Origin of the sequence: Acinetobacter sp. YH12097 (genome assembly GCF_013419225.1) — a bacterium.
Lineage (GTDB): Bacteria > Pseudomonadota > Gammaproteobacteria > Pseudomonadales > Moraxellaceae > Acinetobacter > Acinetobacter amyesii.
This window is the reverse complement of the sequence record NZ_VPAN01000033.1, coordinates 1-22,690: the sequence shown is the minus strand read 5'-3', so window position 1 is coordinate 22,690 and position 22,690 is coordinate 1. Positions and strand designations below refer to the sequence as shown.

23 protein-coding genes, 4 tRNA genes and 1 pseudogene are annotated in these 22,690 nt (G+C 40.0%); 21 read left to right on the top strand and 7 right to left on the bottom strand.

The window, feature by feature from the left end:
* From gspL to FTU37_RS12685, 11 genes are all read left to right on the top strand, one after another.
* The gene (gspL, locus tag FTU37_RS12735; RefSeq protein ID WP_180124450.1) at positions 1–1,140 is read left to right on the top strand and encodes a type II secretion system protein GspL; all 1,140 of its coding nucleotides are present in this window, start codon (positions 1–3) and stop codon (positions 1,138–1,140) included.
* Complete coding sequence (gene gspM, locus FTU37_RS12730; RefSeq protein ID WP_180054525.1) at positions 1,140–1,619, top strand: type II secretion system protein GspM; 480 nt, start codon at positions 1,140–1,142, stop codon at positions 1,617–1,619. Before gspL ends, gspM begins: the two co-directional genes overlap by 1 nt.
* 90 nt (positions 1,620–1,709) lie before the next feature.
* The gene (locus tag FTU37_RS12725) at positions 1,710–2,711 is read left to right on the top strand and encodes a quinone-dependent dihydroorotate dehydrogenase (RefSeq protein ID WP_180124449.1); all 1,002 of its coding nucleotides are present in this window, start codon (positions 1,710–1,712) and stop codon (positions 2,709–2,711) included.
* 5 nt (positions 2,712–2,716) lie between these two features.
* Complete coding sequence (locus FTU37_RS12720; RefSeq protein ID WP_078188866.1) at positions 2,717–3,304, top strand: CvpA family protein; 588 nt, start codon at positions 2,717–2,719, stop codon at positions 3,302–3,304.
* A 24-nt stretch (positions 3,305–3,328) separates the two neighbouring features.
* Entirely contained in the window at positions 3,329–4,867 is a 1,539-nt protein-coding gene (purF, locus tag FTU37_RS12715; protein ID WP_180063110.1) for an amidophosphoribosyltransferase, read from the top strand.
* Between the two features lie 91 nt (positions 4,868–4,958).
* Complete coding sequence (locus FTU37_RS12710; RefSeq protein ID WP_180124448.1) at positions 4,959–6,848, top strand: M48 family metalloprotease; 1,890 nt, start codon at positions 4,959–4,961, stop codon at positions 6,846–6,848.
* 171 nt (positions 6,849–7,019) lie between these two features.
* Positions 7,020–7,667 carry a hypothetical protein gene (locus tag FTU37_RS12705; RefSeq protein ID WP_168378929.1) on the top strand — a complete coding sequence of 216 codons (648 nt, stop codon included), beginning with the start codon at positions 7,020–7,022 and terminating at the stop codon, positions 7,665–7,667.
* A gap of 20 nt (positions 7,668–7,687) precedes the next feature.
* Positions 7,688–8,659, top strand: a complete 972-nt coding sequence (locus FTU37_RS12700; RefSeq protein ID WP_180026851.1) for a D-glycerate dehydrogenase — start codon at positions 7,688–7,690, stop codon at positions 8,657–8,659.
* Positions 8,660–8,744: 85 nt separating this feature from the next.
* Entirely contained in the window at positions 8,745–10,184 is a 1,440-nt protein-coding gene (locus FTU37_RS12695; RefSeq protein WP_180124447.1) for a M48 family metalloprotease, read from the top strand.
* 121 nt (positions 10,185–10,305) lie between these two features.
* On the top strand, positions 10,306–10,665 hold the full coding sequence (locus tag FTU37_RS12690; RefSeq protein ID WP_180124446.1) for a hypothetical protein: 360 nt from the start codon (positions 10,306–10,308) through the stop codon (positions 10,663–10,665).
* Positions 10,666–10,712: 47 nt separating this feature from the next.
* On the top strand, positions 10,713–11,270 hold the full coding sequence (locus tag FTU37_RS12685; RefSeq protein ID WP_180124445.1) for a GNAT family N-acetyltransferase: 558 nt from the start codon (positions 10,713–10,715) through the stop codon (positions 11,268–11,270).
* A 113-nt stretch (positions 11,271–11,383) separates the two neighbouring features.
* Here FTU37_RS12685 and FTU37_RS12680 read toward each other — a convergent pair whose 3' ends face one another.
* Complete coding sequence (locus FTU37_RS12680; RefSeq protein WP_078193617.1) at positions 11,384–11,830, bottom strand: GatB/YqeY domain-containing protein; 447 nt, start codon at positions 11,828–11,830, stop codon at positions 11,384–11,386.
* A 39-nt stretch (positions 11,831–11,869) separates the two neighbouring features.
* Positions 11,870–12,085 (bottom strand): 30S ribosomal protein S21, encoded by a 216-nt coding sequence (gene rpsU, locus FTU37_RS12675; RefSeq protein ID WP_001136722.1) that lies wholly within the window; start codon positions 12,083–12,085, stop codon positions 11,870–11,872.
* 146 nt (positions 12,086–12,231) lie between these two features.
* Here rpsU and tsaD point away from each other — a divergent pair, with 146 nt between their 5' ends.
* The gene (tsaD, locus tag FTU37_RS12670; RefSeq protein ID WP_180124444.1) at positions 12,232–13,248 is read left to right on the top strand and encodes a tRNA (adenosine(37)-N6)-threonylcarbamoyltransferase complex transferase subunit TsaD; all 1,017 of its coding nucleotides are present in this window, start codon (positions 12,232–12,234) and stop codon (positions 13,246–13,248) included.
* Between the two features lie 126 nt (positions 13,249–13,374).
* Entirely contained in the window at positions 13,375–14,706 is a 1,332-nt protein-coding gene (locus FTU37_RS12665; protein WP_180124443.1) for an esterase-like activity of phytase family protein, read from the top strand.
* Between the two features lie 153 nt (positions 14,707–14,859).
* Here FTU37_RS12665 and FTU37_RS12660 read toward each other — a convergent pair whose 3' ends face one another.
* The gene (locus FTU37_RS12660; protein ID WP_180124442.1) at positions 14,860–15,738 is read right to left on the bottom strand and encodes an ATP-binding protein; all 879 of its coding nucleotides are present in this window, start codon (positions 15,736–15,738) and stop codon (positions 14,860–14,862) included.
* 189 nt (positions 15,739–15,927) lie between these two features.
* Here FTU37_RS12660 and FTU37_RS12655 point away from each other — a divergent pair, with 189 nt between their 5' ends.
* From FTU37_RS12655 to FTU37_RS12630, 6 genes are all read left to right on the top strand, one after another.
* A complete protein-coding gene (locus tag FTU37_RS12655) occupies positions 15,928–17,439 on the top strand; it encodes a DUF3336 domain-containing protein (protein ID WP_180124441.1) in 1,512 nt (503 codons plus the stop codon).
* Positions 17,417–18,241: a protein kinase gene (locus FTU37_RS12650; protein WP_180124440.1), complete on the top strand. Its 825-nt coding sequence runs from the start codon at positions 17,417–17,419 to the stop codon at positions 18,239–18,241. Before FTU37_RS12655 ends, FTU37_RS12650 begins: the two co-directional genes overlap by 23 nt.
* A gap of 107 nt (positions 18,242–18,348) precedes the next feature.
* A tRNA-Leu gene (locus tag FTU37_RS12645) sits at positions 18,349–18,433 on the top strand.
* Between the two features lie 37 nt (positions 18,434–18,470).
* A tRNA-Trp gene (locus FTU37_RS12640) sits at positions 18,471–18,544 on the top strand.
* Between the two features lie 36 nt (positions 18,545–18,580).
* Positions 18,581–18,665 (top strand) — tRNA-Leu (locus FTU37_RS12635).
* A 73-nt stretch (positions 18,666–18,738) separates the two neighbouring features.
* Positions 18,739–18,823 (top strand) — tRNA-Leu (locus FTU37_RS12630).
* A gap of 306 nt (positions 18,824–19,129) precedes the next feature.
* Here FTU37_RS12630 and FTU37_RS12625 read toward each other — a convergent pair.
* Positions 19,130–19,333 carry a hypothetical protein gene (locus tag FTU37_RS12625; RefSeq protein ID WP_078188846.1) on the bottom strand — a complete coding sequence of 68 codons (204 nt, stop codon included), beginning with the start codon at positions 19,331–19,333 and terminating at the stop codon, positions 19,130–19,132.
* Positions 19,334–19,773: 440 nt separating this feature from the next.
* Between FTU37_RS12625 and FTU37_RS12620 the strand changes: the two genes are divergently transcribed.
* On the top strand, positions 19,774–20,040 hold the full coding sequence (locus FTU37_RS12620; RefSeq protein ID WP_078193609.1) for a hypothetical protein: 267 nt from the start codon (positions 19,774–19,776) through the stop codon (positions 20,038–20,040).
* A 91-nt stretch (positions 20,041–20,131) separates the two neighbouring features.
* On the opposite strand, the gene gloB is transcribed toward FTU37_RS12620, so the two are convergent.
* The gene (gloB, locus tag FTU37_RS12615) at positions 20,132–20,863 is read right to left on the bottom strand and encodes a hydroxyacylglutathione hydrolase (RefSeq protein ID WP_180124439.1); all 732 of its coding nucleotides are present in this window, start codon (positions 20,861–20,863) and stop codon (positions 20,132–20,134) included.
* A gap of 109 nt (positions 20,864–20,972) precedes the next feature.
* Entirely contained in the window at positions 20,973–21,581 is a 609-nt protein-coding gene (locus FTU37_RS12610; RefSeq protein ID WP_180114546.1) for a flavin reductase family protein, read from the bottom strand.
* Between the two features lie 104 nt (positions 21,582–21,685).
* Between FTU37_RS12610 and FTU37_RS12605 the strand changes: the two genes are divergently transcribed.
* Complete coding sequence (locus FTU37_RS12605) at positions 21,686–22,507, top strand: PhzF family phenazine biosynthesis protein (RefSeq protein ID WP_180124438.1); 822 nt, start codon at positions 21,686–21,688, stop codon at positions 22,505–22,507.
* Positions 22,508–22,580: 73 nt separating this feature from the next.
* Here FTU37_RS12605 and FTU37_RS12600 read toward each other — a convergent pair.
* Positions 22,581–22,690: pseudogene (locus FTU37_RS12600) on the bottom strand (IS5/IS1182 family transposase); the annotation flags it as partial.

Genomic DNA, 22,690 nt, shown 5'->3' with positions numbered 1-22,690 from the left:
ATGTTGTATTTATGGATGCCCGAAGCCAATGGGGTTTGGCAATGGTCAGAAGGGGATTTCTGGAAGCAGTCATCGACACTTGAACAGTTGATTCAGGAAATTCAGCCGCATGCGGGAAAGGAAGCGGTTGTTTTCTTTCCAAGTCGTGATGTACAAATCATTCAGCAAATTTTTCCAAAAAACCAATATAAAAAACTTGGCCCAGACGGCGTAAAATATTTACTTGAGGAATATGTCATTTTGCCTTTGGATGCAATGAAAGTATTGCATCATTTTCAAAGTCCGGATGAATTAACGGTCATGGGGATTGCGCATAGTACAGTCGAAACGATGCAGCATGCTTTGACGCTAATTCCTGTAAAAGTCATTTCGTTATTACCTGACTTTTTGGTCTTGCCAAGCCCAGAAGCTGGGCAACATGTTTTGGCAAATGTCAGCGGTCATTTATTGGTCCGAAATGGTGAATATGTCGGGCAATCCGTTGATGATTTGGCTTTGTACTTAGATTATCAAATTGGTCAGCCGAACTATAAGATTTCAAATCTAAGTTCAGATCAGACGCATAGTCTTGAAGCCGCTGTAACGCATGATCACATTGAATCTTTTCATTATGAATTACCCAATATAAAAAAACCGAAACAACATCCACTGAATGTTTTGCCGAAAGCCAAAACCAATACGGGTGTAAGCGGTTATTGGAAAGCTTGTGCAGCTGTTTTGGTTGCGGCTCTAATTACTCAGTTTAGTTATGATGCAGTTCGCTGGTATCAATACAAAAAAGTGGCCAATATCACTGCGGCACAAGCGATTGATCAGTTTAAATATTGGTTTGGTCAAAGCTATCCTGTGACCGAACAAACGCTGAAAAGCCAGTTCGAATCACAATTGCGTCAGAGTCAAACGGGCAATGCACAGGCTTTGTCTTTACTGAGCCGTGTCGGGCCAGTTTTAATGCAAAACCAAATTTCTGCAAATCGTGTGAGCTATGAAGCCTCGATGCTGAATATGGAGTTAAAAGCCAATTCGGCAGAAGTACTACAAACCCTAACCAATCAATTAAAACAACAAGGTTTTAAAGTCGAATTAGGGAATATTCAACCAAGTGCCAACGGCGCGATTGGATTGGTGAAAATACAATAATGACAAAAATGGAAAACCTACAGCAACGTATAGATGGGCAAATTGAGCGCATCACTGATTATTTAGACCAACTTTCTACTCGTGAACGAGTCATGGTGGTCTTTACCACGATTTTTGTTGTAGTGGCAGCGATTGGTTCGGCACTGTTTTATATGAACAAAGCTGCAAATTTTCAACAAAAGCGCGTGAATGAACTCAAAGATACTGTTGTTTGGATGCAAAGTAATGCCGTCACGATGAAACCAGCAGGTGATACACAACTGAGCGCGTTGGAAAAAGTTCAGCGTGTGTCGCAACAACAGGGCTTGTCAGTAGCATCTCAACAAGTCGGTGAGCAAATACAGATTGCAGTGATGCATGAAAATTATGCAATTCTGGCCAATTTTTTGACTCAATTGGTTCAAATGGGCTTAAGTATTGAAAAGATGGAGTTAAGTTCTGAAGCGGGACAGGTCAAATTAACAGCGAGTGTACAATAATCGGTAAAAATAAAGATCTGCTAAGCATGGTGTTTTATTTGTGCTGTGCCTATAATATGCCGACTTAAAAAGCAGTAGACTTTTATAGATATGTTGTATTCTCTAGCCCGCCCTTTGTTGTTTACTTTAGCACCAGAGCGTGCACATGAGCTGACATTATCGCTGTTGAAATCTTCTCACAAGATGGGAATGATGCGTCAAAACGTGGCGTCTAAACCAGTGACATGTATGGGAATCGAATTTCCTAATCCTGTTGGTTTAGCAGCCGGTCTTGATAAAAACGGTGCTTATATCGATGCGCTGGCGAGCCAGGGCTTCGGCTTTATTGAAATTGGTACAATTACACCCCTTCCACAATCAGGTAACCCTGAACCTCGTTTATTTCGTTTACCGAAAGCAAAAGCCATTATTAACCGTATGGGTTTTAACAACGATGGCGTGGATCAGCTGATCGAAAATGTCAAAGCTGCAAAATTTAAGGGTGTACTTGGGATCAATATCGGTAAAAATGCAGTTACACCTGTTGAAAAAGCAGTTGATGATTATCTGATTTGTCTAGAAAAAGTTTATAACTACGCTTCTTATATTACGGTTAATATTTCATCTCCTAACACTAAAAATCTTCGCAGCTTACAAAGCGGTGATGCTTTGACTGAACTGTTAGAGACACTCAAGAAACGTCAACTCGAGTTGGCGGATGAAAATCAACATTATGTACCCTTAGTACTTAAAGTTGCACCAGATCTAGAACCAGAAGACATTAATTTTATTGCACAACAATTGTTAAAATTTAAAATTGATGGTCTGATTGTCACCAATACGACTTTGTCACGTGAAGGTGTTGAAGGCCTTCCATTTGGTGATGAAGCTGGTGGTCTATCCGGTGCGCCAGTCTTTGAAAAAAGTACGGCATGTTTGGCAGCTTTTGCTAAAGTATTAAACGGTCAAATTCCATTGATCGGTGTGGGTGGTATTTTGTCGGGCGCAGATGCTGTTGCGAAACAAAAAGCAGGAGCAAGCCTTGTACAAGTGTATAGTGGCCTCATATATACAGGTCCGACACTTGTAAAAGACTGCGTAGACGCATTTTAAATATCATGAATACCATTGATATCTTTATACTGATTATTTTGCTCATTGGAGGGCTTAACGGTTTGCGTCAAGGATTTGTAAAAGCCTTTGCGAACTTCATTGGATGGATTCTTGCACTTGTCATTGCGGCAAAGTATGCAACCGTCCTTGCACCTTCGATGACATCTTTAAGTACAGATCCAGTGGTACAGAAGATTGCCGCGTTCGCATTTATTGTATTGTTGATTGTAGTCATGACTTGGGTCGCTACATGGTTATTGAACAGCATTTTGAAAACATTAAAGCTTGGTCCTTTAAATCGACTGGCAGGTGGTGTTTTTGGAAGCTTGAAAGGATTGTTGGTGGTGTTGATCACTATGCAGGGGCTAGGTCCTTGGGTAGAAAGTTCACCACATTGGAAACAATCTAAAATGGTTCAGTCATTATTGCCATATGCGCCTTGGGCAACCGAATTGTCCAAAGATGCTGCAAATCAAGCACTTCATCATATTCAGTCTGAAGATGCTCAGAAATCTTCAGACCTCCCATCTGAGTCGCAGAACAAGCACGGACGTTCTGGATCGGGTGAGTCAACAAATAATCCTTTTTATTAACCCTAGCTTGTCTGCGAGGTTGCTATGTGTGGAGTAGTTGGTATAGCTGGTAAATCACCTGTTAACCAAATGTTGTTTGATGCGTTAACGATGTTACAACATCGTGGACAGGATGCAGCCGGGATCGTAACTTGTCAGGATGGACGTTTATTCCTGCGTAAAGATACGGGTATGGTACGTGATGTGTTCCACACACGTCATATGCGTGCATTACAGGGTAATTATGGTATTGGCCATGTTCGTTACCCAACTGCGGGTTCTTCTAGCAGTGCTGAAGCTCAGCCATTCTATGTAAACTCACCTTATGGCATTACGCTTGCACATAACGGTAACTTAACCAATGCTGCTGAAATTCATGATGACTTGTTCAAGACTGACTTACGTCATATGAACACCGATTCAGACTCAGAAGTATTATTAAACGTATTTGCTCACGAATTGCAAAAACGCGCAAAACTTACACCAAGCGCTGAAGATGTATTCCACGTGGTTTCACGTGTGCATGAACGTTGCAAAGGTGGTTATGCGGTTGTTGCTATGATCACCGGTCAGGGCCTTGTTGGTTTCCGTGATCCAAATGGTATTCGCCCATTGATCTACGGTTCGCGTGAGACTGAAAATGGTATGGAATATATCATTGCGTCTGAATCTGTCGCAATTACAGCGCTCGGCTTTAAGGTTGAGCGTGATATTGCACCGGGTGAAGCAATTTATATTACTGCTGATGGCGTGATGTCGACCAAGCAGTGTGCAGCAGCCCCTGAATATCGTCCTTGTATCTTTGAATACGTATATTTTGCGCGTCCAGATGCAACCATTGACGGTATTTCAGTTTACAAAGCACGTTTGAAAATGGGCGAAAAACTTGCTCAGAAAATTCTACGTGAATGGGGTGATGAGCACGATATCGATGTCGTGATCCCAATTCCTGATACTTCACGTACTTCTGCGCTCGAGCTTGCAAATACCTTAGGTGTGAAATTCCGTGAAGGCTTCATGAAGAACCGTTATATCGGTCGTACCTTCATTATGCCGGGTCAGCAACTTCGTAAGAAATCTGTGCGTCAAAAGCTCAACCCAGTAGAGCTAGAGTTCCAAGGCAAAAACGTACTATTGGTCGATGACTCGATTGTTCGTGGTACGACTTGTAATGAAATCATTCAAATGGCGCGTGATGCAGGTGCGAAAAAAGTCTTCTTTGCGTCTGCAGCACCGATGGTGAAATATCCAAACGTGTACGGGATTGATATGCCAGCCAAATCTGAACTGATTGCGTCAGAACGTAGCGTTGAAGAAATCCGTGAAATTATTGGTGCTGATCGCTTGATTTTCCAAGACTTGGAAGATCTGAAATCTGCAGTACGCACCAAGAAAGTCCCTGAGTTACAAGATTTTGATTGCTCGGTATTTGATGGTAAATATGTGGCAGGTGGTATTGATGCTGAATATTTAGCAGCATTAGAGCGTAAGCGTAATGACTCTGCAAAAAATGAAAAGCCAGCTTATATCGATGTTAACATTGATGCGGCTTCTGTGGATTTAACAGGTGTTCGCGAAGAATAATCTGCTGAAAACATACTGAAAAAGCGGGAATTTCCCGCTTTTTTCATTTATGATGAGCAAACAAAAGACAATGTAGCTTAAGGGTATTACATTGAGACGTGTGGGTTATGATTTTATAAAAAACAAAAATATGTTTTGGCCTGTCACCATGTGTATGGCGGCAGTGTTTTTGACCGTCGCAATTATTAATGTAATTGTCGGTTTAATTGTGGATTATTATGATTCCACTCAGTCTATCTATTGGCATGTCCTTAGCCCATTTTTAGTGGCGGCTGTGCTGCTGATTATGTTGGTTTCGGTTCTCTATGATTTTTACACCTTTCGCTTAGGTGGTTATTCACTTGCTAAACAGTTAGGTGCGCGACGTCTCAGTCTGATTGAAAGTATTCCTGAAGAAAGTGTTGCACTGCGTATGACAGAGCAGCTGGCAGATACTTTTTTAATCGATACTCCGGCACTTTATGTCTTACCCGATGAAGTGGGTGTGAATGCACTCACCGCAGGTTTTAGCCCTCGAGATACATCGATCATTTTAACCTGGGGTGCCTTACAAACCCTAGATGAGATGGAAATGTATGGTTTGCTGAGCCATGAATTTAATAAGATCTTGTCGGGGGAAGCTGCGGAAAATACCCGTTTGAAAATCTTATATAGCGGTTTGACGACCTTTAGTCAGTGGGGTAGTAAAATTGCAAAACGTGGTTTCTATAAAAATGGACAAGCACGGGACAATGAGTTTGAAACCCTCTTTGTAGCGATTGGCGCGGTCATTTGGTTGATCGGAAGCTTGGGTGTTTTGATTTCCCGCTTTATTAAATATATCTCCTTGGGTTCTCGAACCTATCGCAATGATCAGAAAACCAAACGTCTGATTCAAAATGATGCCAATATTCAAACATTATTAAGGATTTATGTGCATCATTCAGGTTCGCAAATTCATAGTGAATATGCGGAATCGATTTCTCATATGTGTTTTGCAAACTCACTCAGTCCGCAAAACTGGGTGAATATTCACCCAAGTATTGAACAGCGTATTTTTGAATTAAATCCGGCGCTCATTCATGACCTGCAACTTGAAAATTTAAAAAAACTGCGAAACCAACCGCTATTTTATTTATTCCGTTCACTGGAAGAAGCTAATCCAGATGTTGCAACACCATGGAATTCGCCACAACCATTGCCTTTACTGCGCTTATCACCGATTAGTTTTGCGATAAGAGATGCAATTAAACCGTTGAACCCCGAGATTCGTGAAAATTGGCAGAGACCTGAATTAATCAAACGTGCCTTACAAACAGCAACGGGTTCGCGTGAGGTCATGGTTGCGATTTTAATGATTCGTCAGTACCGAGAGTTTATTCCGACTGAAGCTGAGGTGAGTCGTGCGATTGTAGATGCCTTATTGAATCTTGATGGTCGTGTGCATATCTCAATTTTTCATGAAGCATGTAAAAATATTGGCACCATGCCTGCGACGATTTCTCGGCAGTTCTTAACCAAGCTTGCTAAGATTATTCAAGAAGATGGTGAAATTGGTCTACTCGATGCCTTGCTACTTGAAACAGTGAAATATGAGTTAAATCTTTTGCCTGCACATACACCTACATCATTAGAAGATGTAAAACCGAGTATTGTGCGTTTGATTGATGCCTTGTTGCATGTGCAACAAATTAACAGTGATAACCAGCTCGAAGTACGTGAAATAATCCTCAATCGAATCTTAACGAAAGAAGAACTAGAGTTTTATCGTGATATTTCTGATGAGCCAATAGACTTGGCTGAAATCTTAAATGATATTTCAGGATTGTTGCTGCGTGAGCGTTTAAGCATCCTTGGGGTTGCAGAAGTATGTCTATGGAATGATCGAATTATCACGCAAGATGAGTTGGATGTTTTGCAGTTGCTATATTGGCGTATTGGATTTGAATCGGCTGAAATGGTTGAATTAATGCAAAAGAAAAATAGTTTAATGATCGTATAATTGTTTATAGCTGCTTGATTTATGAATAGATTGTGGGGGGAATCAAAAGTAGCTTGAGCGATTCTACTAAATCATTAAAGAAATAGAGTGGTCTAATTGCTTTATAAAAGTTCAGCAAAAAAGTGTGAATCCCGTTAGAATATCAAGCCTTGAATAGGTGAAAATGAAAGCATGATTGGGCATCAGCGAAGCATAATGGCGGCAATGGAAATTGATGTATGGATTCCTCAGGCGGCACCGTGTCAGCAATTTAGCTCAAATATTTGGCGAGATCAGGCGGCTCCTGAAATAGTCTCTGAAATCCTACTCAAAAATGCGCCTCAGCCAACGCCTGTTTCATCACAGACTGAGCTTAAAAAGAACGTTGATGTTGTTGTAAATCAACCTGTAGAAGCACCTAAAGATGAACCAACGCTTGTTGAGCCTGTTGAAGTTCATCCGATTGTTCAAATCCCTTCGTTTAACTTAGAAGCCATCTGTTTAATGCACTGTGTCATTGTCATTGATGCCACAGAATTAACGGCAGAGCAGCAAGTTTTGTGGAGCAATATTCAGCGCGCAGTCAGTGCCGATTTCTTTGCTTTACAGTGGCCATTTGGTTGGGTGAATTTGCAAGATGGTCGTGGTGCAGCATCTTATGTACAAGGTTTTATCGATGCGATGAGCTTGGATAAAAATGTCATTTGCTTAGGCGATATTCCGCATTTAGAGCATGCGAAGGTGTATCCACTGGCATCTTTACAGCAAATGATTGAACAGCCTTTATTGAAAAAACGCCTATGGCAATTTATGCAAAACAAGGCAGGACAAAATACTTAAATTACGTAAATGGAAAATTTATGCAAAAAAAAGTAGTGGTTTTTAGTCAAATAGAGCAAGAAATAATTCAACGTTTAGAACAGCAATTTAAAGTTTTCCAAATTAGCCCTAAATTGGGCGATGTGAATCAGCAAATTCTTGAGCATTCAAAAGATGCTGACGCCATGATCGGTGCGGGACGTTTGTTGAATGCCTCAAATTTAGCCCATGCATCACAATTAAAAGTCATCTCAAGTGTAAGTGTCGGTTATGACAACTATGATCTAGCATTTTTAAATCAAAAAAATATCTGGTTGAGTCATACACCACATGTGTTGACGGAAACTACAGCAGATTTAGCATTTACTTTGTTGATGAGTGCGGCACGTAAAGTGCCTGTATTGGATCAATGGACCAAACAAGGGCAGTGGAAGCGTACAGTGGGCCCTGAGCAATTTGGCATGGATGTCTTTGCTAAAACTATTGGTATTATTGGCTTAGGACATATTGGCGCAGCCATTGGGCGTCGTGCTCGCTACGGCTTTAATATGAATGTACTCTATCATAATCGCCGAGAAAAAATTGAATTGGCTGAATCTTTATCAGCGCAATATTGCGATTTGGATGATTTGTTGCAACGTGCTGACTTTGTGGTCGTTGCAGTGGATTTAAATGCAGAATCCAAAGCTTTAATTGGTGAACGTGAGTTGGCCTTGATGCAATCGCATGCGGTATTGGTGAATATTTCACGGGGTTCAGTGATTGATGAAACTGCTTTAATCGATGCATTAAGTCGTGGTCAAATTTTTGCAGCAGGCTTAGATGTGTATGAGCAAGAGCCACTTCAAGAATCCCCATTATTTACATTAGCCAATGTCGTGACATTACCCCATGTGGGTTCAGCAACAGCGGCAACCCGTAAACGTATGGCGGAATTGGCTTATCAAAATTTAGTGGATGTTTTGGTACATGAGCGCGCGCCACGCTATGTGGTCAATCCAAAATTTGAATAAACAATCACAACAGTTTTCTCCATAATTCACCAAAATTCAATGCTATATTCGATGAAGTACGAATATGAAATTTAGAGAATAGACTTTGAAAAAGATTTTACTGGCATGTGGTCTCGGGCTTTGTTCGACATTGGCGCAGACGCAGTCCGTAGATTTTAGTTCATTCCCACAATTTTCTGTGCCTGAAATTGGTAGTGGCGTTGGCTTGTTGGATCAACAAAAAGAACGTGCCATTGGTGAGAAGGTGTATCGTGAGGTGCATCGTCAACTCCCTGTGACTGAAAATCCGTGGATGGAAGATCGTCTTTTATCTGTATTTACGCATATTTTGAGCCAAACTCAGCTCAATCAACCGGTCGGTTTGTTATTAATTAATGATCCTCAAATTAATGCTTTTGCTGTACCGGGTGGTTTATTTGCATTAAATGCGGGATTAATTAATTCAGCACGCAACATGGATGAAGTGGCAGGGGTGATGGCGCATGAAATTGCACATGTATCACAACGTCATTACAGTCGTTCACAAGAAGCCTTTAAAGGACAAGGTTTATTGTCACTAGCCGGTATTTTAGTCGGAGCTTTGGTGGCCTCACAGGCAGATGGTGATGTGGGTGCGGCTGTAATGATGGGCTCACAAGCCGCTTTGATGGATAAGCAATTAACCTATAGCCGCAACCAAGAACGTGAAGCAGACCGTATCGGGATGCAGTATATGTATCGTGCTGGATACAATCCGCAGAGCATGGCTGACTTCTTTGAAGTGATGCATCGTTCTACGAGTCGAGTGAGCTTTCTGCCTGATTTTTGGTTGACGCATCCTTTAACCACGGAGCGTATGAGCGAAGCTCGCTTACGTGCCAATCAGTTGCCTCAAGTTAAAACCAGTTTGGTTGATCAAGATTTTGAAATTCTGCGTTGGTATAGTCGAGTACTGTCGGGTCAGGCAACCGAATTGCAATTAAATGCGATGGTGGCGCAAAAGAATTATGCAGCTGAGTTGGCTTTGGTGAGCTTGCATATTAAACAAGGTGACTTTAGTGCTGCCCAAAAGTTATTAAATGAAGCAGCAAAACAAAATGCATCGCATGCACTTTTTACTATTTTACAGACCGATGTGCTGTTGGGTCAAAACAAAACAGCCGATGCTGTGAACGCTGTGAAAAGTTCGGCAATCATCATGCCTGAAAATCGGGCATTAAATTATAAATATGCAGAGGCTTTGATTCGAAACAAAGAATATGCCCAGGCACAACTGATTCTACAGCGATTTTTACAAGCAAATCCACGTGACTTGAGTGGTTGGCGACTGATGTTGCAAATGGCTGATGCAGACAAAGATGCAAGCTTCCGTTCTATCAATGTGCTGCGCTATCGAGCTGAAGTAGAGTATTGGGGTGGGGATGAAGAACGCGCGATTAAATCTTTGCTACAGGCGCAGCGCATCGCCAAAGACTCGAAAAGTCTTGCTGCGAAAATCAAGCAGCGTGTGGACGAAATGCAAAATGAACGGAAATTAAAAATATAAAGATTTCAAATGTGATGCACTTATCTATGTCGATTATAAAGTGCAAATTGTAGTTTTAGTTGTTTAGATTAATCAGTGTAAACTAGCTGGATGTAAAATGTTTATGATTAAGAACTTACAAATGAAAAATATAATTTTAGCGGTCTGTCTGTTGGGCTTAGCAACGAATATTGCAGCAGCGAGCGCAGAGCAATATGTGATCGCTGTGAATGATATTAACGAAAAATATAAAACCGATGTACGCCAATTTTTTAGTCAGTTAGACCCGCAGCAACAGGGATTTAAAGCAGACCAGCAAGTGAAATACTGCGGTATTGTTCAGACTTATGTGAATGATCTTTATCGTGCTGCAGACGAAAATCGCGCATTTTTAGATCGTGAGTACCGTAATATGAATAAGCAGGATGTGATTCAGCAGGTGATCGCATCAAAAGAGATGCAATTATTAAAAAAATATAATGTGCAATGTGCCCTAAATTAAAAATAAATTTATAAGCATTTTAAATCATTACGAGAAACTGAATAAAAATGAAACTCGATGATTTTGATATGAGTCATGGCAGAATCACGCTTCAGTTGATTCAGCGCCACGATGCAAAAGCACTTTATGAGGCTATTTGTCAAAGTATAGAAACCTTACGAATGTTTCCTGCAAGTTTGGTTTGGTCCTTACAAGAACCTAATTTAGATGCTTCATTGGCATTTTGTGATTCGAGGGTGTTGGCTGCGTTAAATCAGGAAAATTTTGTTTACGTGATTCGTGAGCAACAGTCGCATAACTTTTTAGGTGTCATGGATATTCATCAAATCAATTGGATGGAAAACCAAGCTGCTGTTGGGTTTTGGGGAAATGTTGAATTTAAAGGGCAGGGTTTGATGACTGAAGCCTTGCAGTTATTTGTGGATCAATTATTAAATGGTCTAGGATTTCAGCAATTAAACGCTTTTGTAGATGTGGAAAACAAGCGAGCGCGACGTCTATGTGAACGAGCAAATTTTAAATTGATTGAAATCGATGAAGCGGCAATTCAAAATCCAGTAGATGGAAGTTGGAGAGATATTTGTAAGTATGAAATCGTTAGATGATAAAGAAAAAATAAATGATGTGTGGATTTGAATTTTTTTTGAATTTGGATAATTTGGCTATTTAAGTCATCAGCGTACTTAAATAGACCAAATCAAACAATATAGATGAAAGATTAAGAGAGTTTCGCTTTAATTTTAGCTGAAACTTGTGCAGGATCGGCACGTCCGGCTATGAGCGGACGTAGAGAGTTCATCACCTTACCCATATCTTTCATGCTAGTAGCTTCTTGCGCAGTAATCGTTTGCGCAATGATGGAATCAAGTTCTTCCTCAGTCATAGCTTCTGGTAGAAATTGAGATAACACCTCAATCTCGGCTTGTTCCTTACTAGCTAAATCATCTCGGTTTGCACCTAAAAAGGCTTTAACCGATTCTTTGCGTTGTTTGATTTGCTTTTCAATGACCGCAAGAACTTGCTTATCGTCAAGCTCTATGCGCTCATCGACTTCGATTTGCTTGATTGCTGCCTGTAGACTACGTATTACCGTTAACTTGTCCATTTCTTTAGCACGCATAGCGGCTTTTAAAACTTCAGTTATTTGGTTTTTTAAAGTAGTCATTTATCTTGTCCAGGTTAGTCAATCAATCACAAATTAATCTTAGTAAAGGCGAGTAGTACGTACTGATTCGCGAGCCAATTTCTTTTGGTAGCGTTTAACAGCAGCAGCTTTTTTACGTTTACGTTCTTGAGTTGGTTTTTCGTAGAATTCACGTTTACGAACGTCAGCAAGAACACCTGCTTTTTCGCATGAACGTTTGAAACGACGGATAGCTACGTCTACTGGTTCGCCTTCTTTCAATTTAACTTGTGGCATGAAGAATCCTCATTAAGTTATGGATAAGATCTCGGGTCGAATTACCCTTGATCACAAGTGAAGGTCAGTATTTTACTCATTTACATCTCATATCACAAGTCTATAATAGGTTTCGCAATATTTTGAAATGGGCAAAAGGCAGTTTAATGATCGTTTTAGGCTTGGAAACTTCGTGTGATGAAACAGGACTCGCACTCTACGATAGTGAGCAAGGATTACGCGGACAAGTATTGTATAGCCAAATCAAACTGCATGCAGAATATGGTGGTGTGGTACCTGAATTAGCTTCACGTGACCATGTGCGTAAGTTAATTCCTTTAATAAAACAATTGCTTGAAGAAAGTCAGATAGATAAATCTGAAATTGATGCAATTGCATATACTCGTGGACCGGGCTTGATGGGTGCCTTAATGACTGGCGCATTGTTTGGTCGCACGTTGGCGTTTGCACTGAATAAACCTGCAATTGGTGTGCACCATATGGAAGGTCATATGTTGGCGCCTTTGTTGTCTAAAACTCCACCAGAATTTCCATTTGTGGCACTTTTAGTCTCTGGCGGACATACTCAATTGATGGCTGCTTATGGAATTGGTCAATATGAATTATTGGGTGAGTCGATTGATGATGCAGCAGGTGAGGCATTCGATAAAGTCGCTAAAATGATGGGTCTACCATACCCAGGTGGTCCAAATATTTCGAAATTGGCGATCAATGGTGACATCAATGCCTTTGAATTTCCACGTCCAATGCTACGCCAAGGTTTAGATTTTTCATTTAGTGGTTTAAAAACTGCCGTTTCAGTTCAATTGAAAAAAGTTGAAGGCGAAGGTCGTGAGGCGGATATCGCTGCATCATTCCAAGAAGCGTTGGTTGATACATTGGTGAAAAAATCAGTGAAGGCCTTAAAACAAACTAGTTTAAAACGTTTAGTTATTGCCGGTGGTGTAAGTGCAAACAAGCGTTTACGTGAGCGCTTAGAAGCTGACTTGGCAAAAATCCGTGCAAATGTGTTTTATGCAGAACCTGCGCTGTGTACAGATAATGGTGCAATGATTGCGTTTGCAGGTTATCAGCGTCTTAAAGCGGGTCAGCATGATGGTTTGTCTGTTACAACTACACCGCGTTGGCCGATGACGGAATTAAGTAATCCAAACGAAGCGTAAAAATCGTTAAAAAAGGAGGCTAAATTAGCCTCTTTTTTTTATTGTGTGTTTCAAAAAAGAGACTGTGGTTTTAGAACATTATTGTGGATATGATGGCTCAATAAATAATTAGAGCCATGTGAAATAATGACAAAAAATAATGAAGCTTTGGATCAATCAAAACCAAATCAAAGTCATATTGACCTAAAGAAATTTTATAAAGGTGTTTCTTTACCCTATGAAACTTTGGATATCCACAATATTCCAGATGGGGCAAAACAAGACCATTTTATTGAAATTCATTGTGGAGGTTTTGGGTCGGAAATTTCCCCACATCCCACTCAAAAATATCAATTTTATGCTCTTACGGATCGAGGTCCGAATACGACCTATGATGTGAATGGAGATAAAGGCAAGATATTCTTAGATCCAAGCTATACGCCAAAAATCGGGCTTTTTGAATTGCAGTTCGATGGATCGATTAAAAAATTGAAAGAAATATTACTCAAAGATCCAACTGGGAGACCTATAACAGGTTTGCCAAATCGGCATTTTGGTGCAACAAAAGAAGTGGCTTATGATCAAAATGGTGTGGTTTTAGCAATTGGCACAGATGAATATGGTTTAGATTCTGAGGGCTTAGTTGCATTAAAAGATGGCACTTTTTGGGTGAGTGATGAATATGGGCCTCATCTTGTTCATTTTAATAGTGAAGGCGTGGAAATAGACCGTATTAATGCATACAAACAAGATGCGCGTTGCAAGTCGGGTTATTTTCTTCAAAATGAATTTGCCAACCGTAAGCAAAATCGGGGGGTGGAAGGTCTGACGATTTCACCTGATCAAAAAAAAATGGTCGGGATCATGCAATCGACGATGAGTAATCCAGATTCATCAGTTACAACATCGGACTTGGTTCGTATTGTGGTGGTCAATTTAGACGATGGCTCAACTGAACAATATCTATATCGGCAAGAACTTAAGTCAAACTCAAATACAGCCATTGTCGCGCTGAGTGAAACATGCTTTTTAGTGGCTGAACGTGATGATGATTTTTATAAAGATAATCCAAACGCTTTTAAACGAATCTATAAAATTTATATCGATGCGGCGACAAACCTAGAAAAAGTTCAACTAAGTGATCATTTTCAGCAAAATGAATCTTTAGGATTGCTCATTGATGGGCAAACACCTGAACAATATGTGCTTAATGAGGGGTGGGAGGCGCTAAAAAAATTAAATATTTTGCCTGTGGCAAAGAGCTTAGTTGTCGATTTAGTCGAAACTTTACATTATCCACACGATAAAGTTGAAGGCTTGTGGGTGATTGATGAACAGCATTTGGCAATTATAAATGATGATGATTATGGTTTTACAGAAACGGATGGGATCTTGGAGCAAAAATACCTTGATGCGGAGAAAAGTGTGATTGATTGCAATACCTTATATGTGATTGGTCAACTCAATTTAGCGCCATAAGTGGTGTGTTCTTAATGATTTTCAAGAAATTGGTTCAATCAAGAGTTTATTAGCATTTAAAAGCAGCCAACGAGGATGTGGCTGCTTTTAGCTGAAATTGTCTGACTGGCTTTGCAGAACTTATATTTTCAGATCATAAAAATATTGTAGACGTTATTTTTCCAAAGCCTTTAGATTTTCAGACCCAATCCAATGCTTTGAAAACTGATAAGCAGCACGGCCTGAACGCTGCCCACGAGACTGACACCATCTTAAGGCTTCAGCACGAACTTCGCTGGTCATGGCTAAATCAGCCTTGGCAAGATAGTGTTCCACAATTTCGAGATATAAATTTTGATCCATTGGGTAGAACGAGAGCCAAAGCCCAAAACGGTCAGAAAGAGATATTTTTTCTTCAATCGCTTCCTGTGGGTGGAGCTCGGTATATTGAGGAACATCTACCTTAGTTACAGGTGTATTTTCATGCATGAATTCAGGCAATAAATGACGACGGTTACTGGTAGCATAAATAATAAAATTACTTGAACCTGATTGTAATGAACCGTCCAAAACACTTTTTAAACTGCGATAGTTTTCATCTTCAGCATTGAATGCCAAATCATCACAATACACGATAAATTTTTCAGGGCGCTTTTCAATTAACTTTTGGATTTCTGGCAAATCAGATAAATCATCACGCTCAATTTCAATTAAACGTAAACCTTGATCTGCATAATGGGTCAGTAGGGCACGGACGATGGATGATTTACCTGTACCACGAGAGCCAGTGAGTAAAACATCATTGGCAGGTAAGCCTTTTATAAACTGTAAAGTGTTTTGAATCACTTTTTCTTTTTGACGCTCAATTCCTTTTAAATCTTCTAAATACATGACTTTGGGCTGTTGAATAGCTTTAAGCTGTTTATCTTGCCATTTAAACGCGATACTCGAAAAATCGGGTGCTTGTTTAAGCTCAGGCAAACTGTGCTGTAGTTTTAAGAGTACAGTAGATAGCGATTGAAGGATATTGTCAGGTAAATCAATTGTAGCCATGATAAGTCAGCGTGTCGTGTCTTGTTGTTGGTTGGTATATGACAGCAGTGTACATCAATAATGCAGTTATAATCGCCTAAATATGTCAAAGTTTAATGATTGTTCTGGGAGATCAGCGCTATTCGAACAACCAAAAAGTTGTTATAAATCTAGCTGAGTGAACAGTTTAAAGTGTGCTGAGGGATAGTCATGTTGTTTACAGGGTTTTCAAAAAGTATTAATCCACATCAGGCATATCGGATAAAAAAATTAAAGCGTCAGCTCGACCGTGCTGAATGTTATGAAGAATGGAAAGATATCGCACTTAAAATAGACGAAGAATCGGGTGCGCAAGAATGGAAACTCGATAATAGTTCACCGTATTTTGATGCAGAAATTATTACTCATCGTTTAGGGTTGCTGAGACGATATCGAGCTCAGAAACGTACTCGAGATTTGATGTATATTTTAAGTGAAGGTTTAACTTATGATGTGGGCAATATTGCCCATCCCTTGCTGTTTACAGTAGCCTACGTCGGCACCAAAAAAATTATTGAAGACTATGTTGATGAGGTGAGTCAAAGTTTGGCTTTTATCGCATCCGAAGAATGCGTTTGTCTCAATGCCGCACAAAAAATTGAATTTTTTGAACAAAGTCAAAAAGCCTATGGTCAACCTGTTTTGATGTTTTCAGGCGGTTCAACTTTAGGTTTGTTTCATACCGGTGTGTGTAAAGCGCTGATGGAACAAGATCTCATGCCAAAAGTTCTGTCTGGTTCCAGTGCTGGCGCCATTATGACCGGGATGTTGGGTGTATCTAAACCGTCAGAATTTACCAATTTATTAAACGGACAAAACTTCTTTAGTGAGGCATTTCACTTTCGTAAATTGACTGAGTTAGTGCAGGGTAATGGCGGTTTGGCAGATGTAAAATATCTGAAAAAGTTTTTGGTTGAAAACTTAGGTGACTTAACTTTTGCCGAAGCATATAAGCAATCAGGTCTACATATCAATGTGGCAGTTGCACCTTATGATGCATCACAAGATGCAAGAATTATGAATGCCTATACATCACCAGATTTGTTGGTATGGAGTGCGGTGCTGGCATCATGTGCAGTGCCTATTCTATTTCCACCGGTACGACTGACCAGTAAGCGTTATGACGGGCAATTTACGCCATATATGTCGGCAACGCGTTGGGTAGATGGGAGTGTGCGCAGTGATTTCCCACAGGAGAAAATGGCGCGTTTATATAATATTAATTACAGTATCGCCAGTCAGGTCAATCCGCATATTGTGCCGTTTATGCAGGATGATGTTTCACGCTTTCGTAAAAGTATGTTGAGTTGGCCTGAGCGGATCGTTCGTCGTCAAGGTAAGGTGATTAGTAAAGGGGTGATGGATTTTGCCCGTGAGCGTGCAGGAAGTATTCCACCGGTAAGACGTTTGCTTGATCATGGTTATGGCGTGGTGGACCAGCGATACTATGGTGATGTCAATATTGTGGGGAAATATGGCTTAAGACACTATAGTTATATGTTGCAAAATCCACGACCTTATCTGTTTAAGGTATTGCAGCGTGAAGGTGAAAGAGCCACTTGGCCGAAGATTTCATTAATCGAAACGCAAGCCCGCATCGGTAAGACCATTCAGCATTGTTTGGAATTATTAAATTATCAAAATGAACCCAGTCAACGACATGCAGAATTTATTGCAGTTTAAATTCACGGATTTAACGCAAATCATTTATGAGCCAAAAACCAAATCTAAAAGTTTGGTTTTTGGGCGTCGTCTATATCAATTTCAATTCAATCAACAACGTTATTGGCTCAAGGCGCAAGTCAGTGACAGCAGTCCTGAACATGTAGCTAGTTTTGGTCGTGAAATTGAGCTGTACCAGCTATTCAATCAAGCGTCTACACAAAACAGCATCACGCTACCTTTTCAAGTGATAAAACAGTCGCATCTCAGTATTCAGCAAGAGTCTATTGATCGCCTATTAATATTGCCGAATGCTGAGCCTTGGTTCGTACAGCCTGCATCGAATTTGAGCCTTGCGCAGGTGAGGCAAGTGCTATGGCAAGCACTCGATGTGGTTGAACGATTAAGCTTGCACGGTTGGATACATGCAGATTTAAAACAAGAGCATTTTGTGAATTGGCAAGGGCAGTGCAGACTCATCGATTTTGAGCAAGCGTTACCTTTAGAATTTGATCAGTTAGATGCCTTAACTGCGACACCACGTTATATGGCTCCAGAACTTTTCCATGGACAAGCGAAATCTTTGCACAGTGATATCTATGCGCTGGGGATTATTTTTTTGGAATGGCTGACATCACAGCGTTTAGAGGCGAAAAACTATGAAGATTGGGCCTATTTACATTGCCAACGCTTAAAGCTTGATTTGCCACTGCAATATCAAGGGTTTACTCAGCTATTGCAACACATGTTGATGAAGCAAAAAAATGACAGATTGGTGGATTTTTATCGCTTAAAAAGCGACTTAGTTGCTGAATTTGCTTAAGAAAAATACAAAAAAAGCACTATTGTTTTTTATTTAAACAAACAAGATGCTTTTTTATAAAAAAGGCTTGTCATGTAGGGGTGATCTCTATAATATACACAGCCATCGGGGACGTGGCGAAATTGGTAGACGCACTGGATTTAGGTTCCAGCGCCGCGAGGTGTGAGAGTTCGAGTCTCTCCGTCCCCACCACTGAATTACTAAACATGAGTTTGGTAATGAAGGTTACAGAGGATTGGTGTAATGGTAGCATGACGGTCTCCAAAACCGTTCGTCAAGGTTCGAATCCTTGATCCTCTGCCAAGTTTTAAAAAGTCTGACATTGTCAGCAACCCTGTTGGGGACGTGGCGAAATTGGTAGACGCACTGGATTTAGGTTCCAGCGCCGCGAGGTGTGAGAGTTCGAGTCTCTCCGTCCCCACCACTTAATTTATTAAGTTGCCAAATAAACAGGTTTTTAAAACAAATTAAAGTCTGACATTGTCAGCACCCGAGTTGGGGACGTGGCGAAATTGGTAGACGCACTGGATTTAGGTTCCAGCGCCGCGAGGTGTGAGAGTTCGAGTCTCTCCGTCCCCACCATTAGATTAAGCAAGGTTTTATACCTTGCTTTTTTGTTTTTGAAATTCGAAAAAATCAGTGTCTTAAACATGGTCTTTTTTGAAGACTAATTCTAATAAAAAAATCTAATGAAAGATGATGAACGAAGAGATACAGCAAGATGTCTAATCTTGCTTTTTTATTGTCAGAAATTTCACTCCTTAAAAATGTGTCAGTAAAACAAAGGTGAAAAAAAGCCCGCATATACGGGCAAATTTTGAAATGCGGATTCGAATCAATCGAATTAAATCATTTATTTCAAATCGTTCGAATAAATTATAGAGAAGATTATGCCTTTAAATGATCTTCAAACTCTTCACCGAGCTGCATGGCCAAAGCATTACCAGACAAGTCTACAGTCACTAGACCATATTCTTTTTTAAAACTGAATGTAAATCCACGATTATCTGCCAGTGTACGAACAGAATATCCTAACTTTTCTAACCAAAGACGGAAGGCAACTAAATTTTTTGCTTTAACCACTTTTTTCACGAGCGAACTCCTTATCAATCATTAAAATATTAAATAGGGGTGTCAAAATATTTTTTAAAGGGGAAATGGAAAACTTTTATTTAAAATATGAAATTTTGATGGATAAATAAACAGATTATCGGATTGTAAACTGTATAAATTCATTTAACTCGCTGTTTTATAACAAGCTAAACTTAATGTAAGTAAATATAACGTATTTTAAAAATTTAGGTTTTAACTGCTGGCTTAAAATCTATCCTATGCCTATAGAGAAGCTGTGTGCAAAATAAGCGATGACTTAACTAAGAAAGTATAGTGGATTAGGTGTGCAGTATTGATTGCAAATAAAGACTTGTTCACAGCCAAATTAACTGGATAGGTGAGCATGCAAAGTTATTTCACATCAAGATTTGTCGAAATGCTTTTATACTATGTCCCATCGATATAAATAGATTGAACGCATGCAAAACATTGAGCACGATGTCAAAGCAAAAATTGAACAGATGCAACAAGCAGGGCAGACGCCTGTTGCGGTGATGCTTGGACATGAAGATTGGTTGGTCTTTTCGGAGCAATCCAAAGTGGCATATACACCATTTGGTAGTGCACGACGTTATCAGCCGGCATTAGGTGGTTTATTGATGGTACGTATCGATGAAATGCAAGCCGTTCGAGTTGTAACACAAGCTGAATTGGATGAGTTTGCTGCCACCAATCAAATTTTATAAATATAAAATGATGAATCGGCCCGAAACATTCATCACAAATAAAACAGTTTATTTGTGATGAAATCTAAAATGCTTATACCTCTCAATCCAATTAAAAATTGTCTTTAAGTTCTCTTAAGCGCTGAAACGTTTCAACACTTTCTGCGCGTAAAAATGGATTGGTTTCTAATTCTAATTCAATACTGCTTGGTAAAGTACATTGTCCGAGCATGCGCATTGATTCAACCTCATCAAAACGCTGTTGTATGGCAAGGTTGTCAGGTTCAACATGCCGCGCAAACTGAGCATTCGATAGGGTGTATTCGTGAGTACAATACACTTGAGTTTCAGCAGGGAATGCGGCTATACGGTTCAAGGAATCGTACATTTGTTGAAAGGTGCCTTCAAATACACGTCCACAACCCATAGCAAATAATACATCGCCACAGAAAAGTGTATGAATGTCATCGATAAAATATACGATATGACCGAGGGTGTGGCCGGGAGTTGCTGTAATTTCAATTTCAAGACCATGAAATTCAAAACGGTCATTATGATCGAGAGGATAATTCACCCATGGAATACGGCTCAATTCTGCACGGGGACCGTAAACGGCAATGTTTTTATCCTGAATAAGTTCTGGTACGCCACCAACGTGATCTTTATGCCAATGCGTTAGCCAAATTTGCGTAAGATTGAGCTGATGTACCTGACAATAGCGCTCGACCAAAGCGGCTTCAGTAGGATCTACTGCAATGACATCATGGCTTTCGGTGTGCTCAAGCAGCCAAATATAATTTTGCAGTGAATTTTTGACATCCAATGTATGTATTTTAAACGTCATATCCATTCATTCAATATTTTAAATTAAGTTAAAGTTAGCATGAAAATGCTCAAAAGGTATGATTATCGATTTTCAACCCTAAATAAACGACAGAGTTCATAGCGCTATTTTAGTCTGGTGTCTCGTCTACAGATACAGGATTACCAATGGTATAAAAATGCCCACCAGCAACATGGTGCAGACTTTTCCATTCATCTTCTACTTCATGATAATACCAATGTCCGTTACGGAAGACGCGGTCGTCTGCATAGGCAGCAATGACTTCGCCAATAAACAGATCGTGCGCTTGTTGATTGTGCGGCTCAGGAATAAGTTTGCACAGTAGCCAAGCAGCACAACCTTCAACCACAGGAATATCTGAGTTATTAAATTGAAATAATTCCACGCCACATTGGCGTAATTTTTCTGGCGCATCACGTTGGCTCATCATGCCAAGTGCATAGACGAGTTTGAGTTGTTTCAGTGTCGGTACTTGTAAGGCGAAATAGCCTGAATTCTCAATAATCTCACGTGTTTTAGTTGATTTATCCAGTACTACTGTCACTTTTGCAGGGTTGAACTCTAAGGCGCATGCCCATGCTGCAGTCATCACACCAGTATGGGTTTGATCCTGAGCAGAGACGAGCACAGTCGGGCCATGATTTAAAAGTCGGTATGATTTTTCTAAAGGAACGGGGTGAATATGCGTTTTCAAAATTGTGCCTATATTTAAGTTCATCTAAAACTTAGATGTTTTATTCAAAAGTGTTGCTACATAGCATATAACGCATGAAATATTTTCAAAAGCCTTTAATATAAATCACTAAATCAGGAGTTCTATCAATGAAAATGTATCAAGTGGACGCATTTACCCAAGTGTTATTTAAAGGCAACCCAGCGGCGGTTTTGGTGTTGGATGAATGGTTAGATGAACACTTGATGCAACAGATTGCTTTGGAAAATAATCTGTCTGAAACTGCATTTGTGAAAAAAATCGACAGCAGCAATTATGAAATTCGTTGGTTTACACCGACCACTGAAGTGGACTTTTGTGGACATGCGACATTGGCCAGTAGTTATGTGCTTTTTGAGTTTTATACTGCAGACAAAAATATCCAATTTCATGTCAAAAATCTCGGTATTTTTAGCGTAAATAAAGCTGAAGATGGAAAAATTCTGATGAATTTCCCTGTACGTCGGGCACAGGTCGTGAGCGAATATCCTGAAGAGCTACGTCTAGGGTTGAGTCAACCTTTTAAGCAGGTTTATCTGAATGCGCAGGCGTATATTGTGGAATATGAAACGGCTCAACAGGTTTTGGATGAACAACCGAATTTTGAAATTTTAAAACGACTCGGCAAAATCCGCACCGCAATTACAGCGCCGGGTACGATTACTGATGTTGCAATCACTGCGGCAGCCCAGCAATATGACTGCATTTCACGCTATTTTGCACCGGGTAATGGCATCAATGAAGATCCTGTTACGGGTTCTATTCATACCGGAATCGTGCCTATTTGGGCAGAACTTCTACACAAGCGTCAGATCTTGGCGTATCAAGCATCAAGCCGTGGTGGTGAGTTACATTGTCAAATGCTCGAAAATGACCGTATAGAAATCTCAGGCTATGCTTGTTTATATATGCAGTCTGACATTTATATCTGAACATAAATCAAATACATGCTGTCTCATTCTGCAGCATGTATTTAATAAAAAGTAACTAGATTTCTTTCATAAGTCATTTTTCACTCAGCTCCAAGTTATAAATTCCAGCAATTAGATTGAATCTTAATGCTAGTCTTTTGCCTCGATTGCGATATCGCTCAGCAAGAATTTTGAAGGTTTTCA

Coding starts and splice junctions, on each gene's coding strand:
- gspM (WP_180054525.1), top strand. CDS start 1,140: ATGACAAAAATGGAAAACCTACAGCAACGTATAGATGGGCAAATTGAG.
- rpsU (WP_001136722.1), bottom strand. CDS start 12,085: ATGCCACAAGTTAAATTGAAAGAAGGCGAACCAGTAGACGTAGCTATC.
- FTU37_RS12650 (WP_180124440.1), top strand. CDS start 17,417: ATGCAGAATTTATTGCAGTTTAAATTCACGGATTTAACGCAAATCATT.
- tsaD (WP_180124444.1), top strand. CDS start 12,232: ATGATCGTTTTAGGCTTGGAAACTTCGTGTGATGAAACAGGACTCGCA.
- FTU37_RS12720 (WP_078188866.1), top strand. CDS start 2,717: ATGAATACCATTGATATCTTTATACTGATTATTTTGCTCATTGGAGGG.
- FTU37_RS12605 (WP_180124438.1), top strand. CDS start 21,686: ATGAAAATGTATCAAGTGGACGCATTTACCCAAGTGTTATTTAAAGGC.
- purF (WP_180063110.1), top strand. CDS start 3,329: ATGTGTGGAGTAGTTGGTATAGCTGGTAAATCACCTGTTAACCAAATG.
- FTU37_RS12700 (WP_180026851.1), top strand. CDS start 7,688: ATGCAAAAAAAAGTAGTGGTTTTTAGTCAAATAGAGCAAGAAATAATT.
- gloB (WP_180124439.1), bottom strand. CDS start 20,863: ATGACGTTTAAAATACATACATTGGATGTCAAAAATTCACTGCAAAAT.
- FTU37_RS12665 (WP_180124443.1), top strand. CDS start 13,375: ATGACAAAAAATAATGAAGCTTTGGATCAATCAAAACCAAATCAAAGT.
- FTU37_RS12660 (WP_180124442.1), bottom strand. CDS start 15,738: ATGGCTACAATTGATTTACCTGACAATATCCTTCAATCGCTATCTACT.
- gspL (WP_180124450.1), top strand. CDS start 1: ATGTTGTATTTATGGATGCCCGAAGCCAATGGGGTTTGGCAATGGTCA.
- FTU37_RS12610 (WP_180114546.1), bottom strand. CDS start 21,581: ATGAACTTAAATATAGGCACAATTTTGAAAACGCATATTCACCCCGTT.
- FTU37_RS12680 (WP_078193617.1), bottom strand. CDS start 11,830: ATGACTACTTTAAAAAACCAAATAACTGAAGTTTTAAAAGCCGCTATG.
- FTU37_RS12725 (WP_180124449.1), top strand. CDS start 1,710: ATGTTGTATTCTCTAGCCCGCCCTTTGTTGTTTACTTTAGCACCAGAG.
- FTU37_RS12620 (WP_078193609.1), top strand. CDS start 19,774: ATGCAAAACATTGAGCACGATGTCAAAGCAAAAATTGAACAGATGCAA.
- FTU37_RS12690 (WP_180124446.1), top strand. CDS start 10,306: ATGAAAAATATAATTTTAGCGGTCTGTCTGTTGGGCTTAGCAACGAAT.
- FTU37_RS12685 (WP_180124445.1), top strand. CDS start 10,713: ATGAAACTCGATGATTTTGATATGAGTCATGGCAGAATCACGCTTCAG.
- FTU37_RS12705 (WP_168378929.1), top strand. CDS start 7,020: ATGATTGGGCATCAGCGAAGCATAATGGCGGCAATGGAAATTGATGTA.
- FTU37_RS12655 (WP_180124441.1), top strand. CDS start 15,928: ATGTTGTTTACAGGGTTTTCAAAAAGTATTAATCCACATCAGGCATAT.